The organism is Fischerella thermalis PCC 7521, assembly GCF_000317225.1.
Taxonomy (GTDB): domain Bacteria; phylum Cyanobacteriota; class Cyanobacteriia; order Cyanobacteriales; family Nostocaceae; genus Fischerella; species Fischerella thermalis.
This window is the reverse complement of sequence record NZ_AJLL01000033.1, coordinates 208,784-215,160: the sequence shown is the minus strand read 5'-3', so window position 1 is coordinate 215,160 and position 6,377 is coordinate 208,784. Positions and strand designations below refer to the sequence as shown.

At 41.0% G+C, this 6,377-nt stretch carries 6 protein-coding genes; 5 read left to right on the top strand and 1 reads right to left on the bottom strand.

Features of this window, described 5'->3' with window-relative positions; genetic code table 11:
• The first annotated feature begins 113 nt into the window (after positions 1-113).
• Complete coding sequence (locus UYK_RS0107900) at positions 114-1,685, top strand: alkaline phosphatase D family protein (RefSeq protein WP_016871219.1); 1,572 nt, start codon at positions 114-116, stop codon at positions 1,683-1,685.
• A 121-nt stretch (positions 1,686-1,806) separates the two neighbouring features.
• Here UYK_RS0107900 and UYK_RS0107895 read toward each other — a convergent pair whose 3' ends face one another.
• The gene (locus tag UYK_RS0107895) at positions 1,807-2,565 is read right to left on the bottom strand and encodes a WecB/TagA/CpsF family glycosyltransferase (RefSeq protein ID WP_026086399.1); all 759 of its coding nucleotides are present in this window, start codon (positions 2,563-2,565) and stop codon (positions 1,807-1,809) included.
• A gap of 318 nt (positions 2,566-2,883) precedes the next feature.
• Between UYK_RS0107895 and UYK_RS27540 the strand changes: the two genes are divergently transcribed.
• The 4 genes from UYK_RS27540 (at position 2,884) to UYK_RS0107875 (ending at position 6,078) form a co-directional block, all read left to right on the top strand.
• On the top strand, positions 2,884-3,015 hold the full coding sequence (locus tag UYK_RS27540; protein ID WP_016871217.1) for a hypothetical protein: 132 nt from the start codon (positions 2,884-2,886) through the stop codon (positions 3,013-3,015).
• A gap of 46 nt (positions 3,016-3,061) precedes the next feature.
• Entirely contained in the window at positions 3,062-3,781 is a 720-nt protein-coding gene (locus tag UYK_RS0107885) for a response regulator transcription factor (RefSeq protein ID WP_009458464.1), read from the top strand.
• 200 nt (positions 3,782-3,981) lie between these two features.
• The gene (locus UYK_RS0107880) at positions 3,982-5,652 is read left to right on the top strand and encodes a SpoIIE family protein phosphatase (RefSeq protein WP_009458463.1); all 1,671 of its coding nucleotides are present in this window, start codon (positions 3,982-3,984) and stop codon (positions 5,650-5,652) included.
• 3 nt (positions 5,653-5,655) lie between these two features.
• Positions 5,656-6,078 (top strand): ATP-binding protein, encoded by a 423-nt coding sequence (locus UYK_RS0107875; protein ID WP_026086398.1) that lies wholly within the window; start codon positions 5,656-5,658, stop codon positions 6,076-6,078.
• Positions 6,079-6,377 lie beyond the last annotated feature (299 nt).

Here is a 6,377-nt window from a genome sequence, read left to right as displayed (position 1 = left end):
AAAGATCAACTTTAACATTACCTTAATCCCCATTTGGTTATGGATTGATATGTTCGTTTTGCATGGTCAAATTACTGAGAAACGAATTAATAAATACTACCAAGTGGGGCAATATGAAACTGATGGATGGCGATCGCTTGCTATCAATCCGGTGCAGACGGCGAAATTTTTTACTGGGTGCAGGATTTTTCACAGGCTTAGCAGTAACTAGTCAATGGCATCCAGTATTGGCACAGCCCAGGTTTTCTAGTTATCCATTCAGTCTTGGTGTAGCCTCTGGTGATCCATTACCTAATAGTGTGGTGTTATGGACACGTCTAGCGATCGACCCACTTAATGGTGGGGGAATGCCACCAGAAAACATTATAGTGCGGTGGTCGGTTGCCGTTGACAAAAACATGACCAAGATAGTCAGAAGTGGTCAAACCTTAGCAACTCCTGAACTAGCCCACTCAGTACACGTTGATGTGCGCGGACTAGAACCTGAGCGTTGGTATTGGTATCAGTTCCGAGTGGGTAAGGAAGTTAGCCCGATAGGTCGGACTCGCACAGCCCCAGCCCGGAATTCCTCTATTCCACAACTCAACTTTGCTTTTGCCTCTTGCCAAGATTGGCAAAATGGTTATTACACAGCCTACAAGCACATGGCGGAAGAGGAACTCGATTTAGTAGTGCATTTGGGTGACTACATTTACGAGTACGAAGCCCAACCTGACAAGCTACGCCAGCATATTGGTTCTGAAATCTTTACCCTAGAAGACTATCGTAACCGTCACGCTCAATACAAAACTGACCCAAATCTGCAAGCTGTTCATGGCAAGTTTCCTTGGATTATTACCTGGGATGATCATGAGGTAGAAAATAACTACGCTGGTTTGATACCAGAAGAGAATCAAAGTCAGGAAGAGTTTGTGAATCGGCGGGCTTACGCTTACCAAGCTTACTACGAACATATGCCCCTGCGCCGCTTTTCGTTGCCTAAAGGGCCTGACATGCAGCTATATCGACGGTTTACTTTTGGTGATTTAGCTGAGTTTAACGTGTTGGATACCCGTCAATATCGTACTGATCAACCTTGTGATGATGGACTCAAGCCCCGTTGCTCCCAAGCTTTGGCTGAAGAAGCCACGATGACAGGCCAAAAACAAGAGCAGTGGTTGCTCAAAGGTCTCGATAAGTCATCAGCACGCTGGAATGTGATTGCTCAGCAGACTATGTTTGCGGAATACGATTTTGATCCTCGCCCAGAAACAGGACTGTTCAACGTGGATCAGTGGGATGGTTACGTAGCTGCACGGAATCGGATTTTGAATTTTTTAGCTCAACGCCAACCTTCTAACCCAGTGGTGATTACCGGAGATATCCACTCTAGTTGGGTAAATGACCTGAAAGTAGATTTCCAAAACCCAGATTCAGCTACAGTCGGTACTGAGTTTGTGGGAACTTCAATTTCATCAGATTTTCCAACCGAATTTATTGCTCCAGTCAAAGCTGCTTTGAGTGACAATCCCCACACTAAATTTTTTGATGGTGCTTACCGGGGTTACGTCCGTTGTAACCTGACGCGCGATCGCTGGCAAAGTGATTACCGTGTTGTCTCGACAATTACTGATGAAAACGCCTCCATCAGCACCCTAGCTTCGTTTGTAGTTGAAAACGGTCAACCAGGCGCACAAAAAATTTAATCAAAATAATGTTTTAGTCGGTTACAAAAATATTCGTAATAGTGTGAATTTTGTAGGTTGGGTCAAGTTTACCAGACCCAACCTACAAAATCTAACACGCTATTTTAGTAGTGTTAGTCCATTACTGACTTATAGCTTCTTTGACAGTCAAACCATAAATCAAGGATTTCAGGGCAAATTTAGGTAAAGCCAACATGCGTCGCCAACGCCAAGGTTCTTTGTATAGCCGATACAGCCACTCTAAATGGTTGTTCCCCAACCAAGCAGGAGCGCGAGTTTTTGTCCCAGACCAAATATCAAAGCTACCACCAACACCGATCCAAATTGCTTGGCGACACAAATGGCGGTTTTGGGCAATCCATAACTCTTGACGTGGCACACCTAAACCAACAAAAATAACTTGTGGTTGGACTTGAGCAAGAGTTTGTCGTAATTGTTCTTCTTCTGCTGGGGAATGGAAACCCGAATGTGTACCTGCTATTGCCAAACTCGGAATTTGCCTCTGCCAGTAATCTGCGGCTTTGGCAGCAACTCCAGTAGCACCACCATAGAAAAATACTTTTGCATCCGTTTGTTTTTCTCCAAGTTCTCGCAACAGTGTCTCTGCTAGCTCGATTCCTGGAATTCGCTGCACTTTTTGCCGCCGCAGCCACCGCAAAAACAGAACTACTCCCGCTCCATCTGGAATAACTAGCTCGGCAGTTTTTATTACCTCAGCTAGAGATTTGTTTTGTTCTGCCTGCATAGTCATTTCGGCATTAAGCGTAATTACATGCGCTCCCATGCCTTGCTTCAGGCTTTCCAGCAACCAGCTTGGATAATCAGTCATTATATGAACTGGTAGCCCCAACACCGAAAATACTTTAGGCGGTTTAAACATAGCCTATTTTTGAGTAGCCTCACACCAATGTCCATCGAACGATAGTCTAACAAATTTTTGCAAATAGAGAATTCCTGAAAAATGCGTATTTTATATCACAAATTTTGATTAGATAATTTTCGCTACATTCCTCCTAAAACGCAGATTGCAACTCTGCTCAAGATACTTTAGGTCGAAATTTATGCTGTATTAATAAATACAAAGTATTTTATACTACAGTATTCTTCAATTTCCAAACACAAGATGAGGGTAGAAAGCATTAGGCATAAAAGTAAAAATAGAGAGGGCTTTATCTTCACCCCTTAACATCAAAGTATTGTGCAAACTCATGATTTAAGTCGTTTATTTTTAGTGCAGCATCAAGCAACTAAACTCAAACTAATTCAGGATTCGCTATTGGCTATTCTCAATTTGCAAGTAGTTCACACTCCATCTTCTAAAACTTTTTAGTAAACTCAATCATACACAGTTAAGAGTGCAACAGGCAGAATTGACTATGAATAAAATTCGTGTGGTATTGATAGAAGATCATGACCTCACCCGTGTAGGTATCAAAATAGCACTACAGCAAAAAGAAGAAATAGAAGTGGTGGGAGAAGCTGCTAACGCTGCTGATGGGATAAAATTGTTAAAAACTATACAACCAGATATTGCAATTATAGATATTGGTTTACCAGATAAAGATGGTATTGAACTCACACGGGAGGTCAAAGCATTTAACAATGGGGAAGATTCGGGAGTAAAAGTATTAATTTTGACTCTGCGTGATAATAAAGAAGCCGTTCTAGCAGCTTTTGCTGCTGGGGCTGATTCCTATTGTATGAAAGATATTAAGTTCGATAATTTACCAGAAGCTGTACGTGTTACTTACAATGGCAATGCTTGGATTGATCCAGCGATCGCCCGTATTGTATTACAACAAGCACAACAAAATCCATTGAAATTGGAGGGGACAACAGAGAATAAAGTTTCAGTGCCAAGTCTAGAAAACAATGGTACTGAAGAAGATATAATTGACCCCTACATCCTCACAGAAAGAGAATTAGAAGTACTGCAACTGATTGTAGAAGGTTGTAGTAATGCTGTAATCGCAGAAAGGTTATACATTACGGTTGGTACTGTCAAAACACATGTTCGTAACATTTTAAACAAACTATGTGCTGACGACCGTACCCAAGCAGCGGTTAGGGCTTTGCGTTCTGGATTAGTTGGATAGGCTAGACAAACTACTAGAAAAATAATTTGATTTCCCTATTCGCTAATCAGTATAATTACTACTTTGTTCCCATAAATATGTGTTAAAAATGAGTTGATTACCCTGAATACGGTCTTTCTTAATGTTCTAATGACGATTAGGTGTAACAGATATGATTACGCCATTCCGCCATTGAAATATCTGGAATAGTGAAGTCAAATATGACTGAGACAGATGTAGAAAAACTTAAATTGATGGTTGTAGACGATGAGCCAGATAACCTAGAACTACTCTACCGCACTTTTCGGCGAGACTTTCAAGTGTACAAAGCAAATCACGCTATGAAAGCACTTGAAATTTTGGACAAAGAAGGCGAAATGGCTGTGATTATCTCTGATCAAAGAATGCCAGAGATGAATGGCACGGAATTTTTGAGTTTGACAGTAGAGCGCTTTCCTGATACGATTCGCATATTGCTGACTGGTTTTACTGATGTTGAAGATTTAGTTGATGCCATTAACTCTGGTCAGGTCTTTAAATACATTACTAAACCTTGGAAACCAGATCGACTCAAAGAAATTGTTGAGCAAGCAGCAGACGCCTATCAGCTAGTCAAAAAGCGTACTCAAGAGTTACGTCGCGCCCTACGACGAGAATCATTATTTAATGCTGTTACCACTGCAATACGTGAGTCTTTAGACTACTCCAGCATGTTGGAGAAAATTGTTGCCACAATAGGTCAGTCTTTTAAAACTAGTTATTGCTTGCTTAGACCAGTAGAAAGCAATTGTTTGACAGCAGATGAATTCTCCTACTTAGATCCTCAAATTACCTATTCCTGTGAATTTTTCGATGCCAGTTTTTTGATTGAACAAGTTCTAGAAACTCAGCATTATCAGCATAGTTTATATAATAAAAATGATAATCCTTGTTACCAATTGGCGGTGCCACTGATTTATCAGCAACATCTCCTTGCTGTTCTTGCTCTCTATGAAACAGGACGAGATCAACCTTGGCAAGACGAGGATATCCAGCTAATCACAGGTGTTGCGGAACAAGCAGCTTTAGCCCTTTCTCAGGCAAAACTCTATCAACGTCTTCAGGAAAAACAACAACAGATTCGAGCGGAATTAGAGATTGCTCGCCAAATTCAAAACAACTTGCTACGTCAAAGCTTACCTGATATCAAAGGTGTAAAGGTACAAGCTTGTTGTTACCCCGCCCGTGAAGTCGGCGGAGATTTTTTTGAAGTGTTTGTCCATCCCAAAGGAGATTTATGGTTAGCAGTGGGTGATGTTTCTGGTAAAGGCGTCCCTGCTGCATTGTTTATGGCTAGTGCAATTTCGGTGTTACGCCGGGAATTATCTCAGGAAACACCAGCTATGCCCAACATGGTAATTCAAAATCTGAATAAAGCTTTGGGTGATGACTTAATTAGTAGCAATTGCTTTATCACTCTCATCTTAGCCCGATATACTCCCAGCACCAGAGAACTTGTTTATGCCAATGCAGGCCATATATATCCTCTGCTGTGGTCTCGTGAAACTGATATAGACAATCCCCAGTACCTAAAAATACGTAGTATTCCTTTGGGTATTTTACCCAAATGGCAAGCAGATTTTGGGCAATTGTTTCTTGCTCCCAAGGACATCCTACTGTTTACCAGTGACGGCATTACTGAGGCGATGGTGACAAAAAAGACCTGTGTTCCAGAAAACTCAGTAAATGGTTTTAAGTCAAATCATCGTTCCATGCTACATCTTGATGGTCTTTGGCAACTTTTGCAACAAGAAACTCAACCACTATCCCTCAATCATTTGTTAGCTCGTATCCAGGCTGACAACAATATTCAAGAAGATGATCAGACTATACTCTCACTGGAGGTTTTTTAAATGATGAAAAGTGAGCTTCATGTACCAAGCGACCTGAAGTTTTTAAGCATCGTCGAAAACTGGTTGTTGGGATGCTTGGAAATCCAGTTCAAAGAATCGATTGATTGGTCACGACAATCAAGTCGTCTACGACTTGCTTTGGTAGAAGCTTATTCTAACGTTGTGCGTCATGCCCATAGAAATCAGCCCTCTTTACCAGTGTTAATCCGTTTGGAATTTAAAGACCGAGATATAGCCTTGGAAATTTGGGATCGTGGGGATGGCTTCGACTTATCCAACTATTTCCCTCCTAGCCCCACGGATAAACAAGAAGGTGGTTATGGTTGGCTAATTATGAATCGTCTCATGGATAAAGTTGAATACAAGTTACAGGTTGATGGTTACAACTGTCTTAAACTAGAAGTGACTTTGCCAGATTCTGCTTAATTAGTACATTATTAGCGAGTTTAAACGTAGAATCTCGCAAAGATGAGCGCACAGAGGCGCAGAGTGTTTACTTATAGAGAATTTGCTTATACTAAGTGCATTTTTGAGCAGCCTTGATATTAAGAAGTGTTAATTAGTTTAATAACTTTTGCTAATTTTATTTGATTTATAGGTGATATTTATCAAAAAATAAAAATATCGCTAAGATGACCTTGCCGTCCATTTTCCACAAGTGCGACTCCGAAAGTTTTTTTGGGGGTGTGCTTGACTCGGTAAGGCATTAATTATGGATAGAACGG

What these genes read in the sequence shown, in the direction of transcription:
- UYK_RS0107900 (WP_016871219.1), top strand. Translation starts at nt 114, where the DNA reads ATGAAACTGATGGATGGCGATCGCTTGCTATCAATCCGGTGCAGACGG.
- UYK_RS0107895 (WP_026086399.1), bottom strand. Translation starts at nt 2,565, where the DNA reads ATGTTTAAACCGCCTAAAGTATTTTCGGTGTTGGGGCTACCAGTTCAT.
- UYK_RS0107885 (WP_009458464.1), top strand. Translation starts at nt 3,062, where the DNA reads ATGAATAAAATTCGTGTGGTATTGATAGAAGATCATGACCTCACCCGT.
- UYK_RS0107880 (WP_009458463.1), top strand. Translation starts at nt 3,982, where the DNA reads ATGACTGAGACAGATGTAGAAAAACTTAAATTGATGGTTGTAGACGAT.
- UYK_RS0107875 (WP_026086398.1), top strand. Translation starts at nt 5,656, where the DNA reads ATGAAAAGTGAGCTTCATGTACCAAGCGACCTGAAGTTTTTAAGCATC.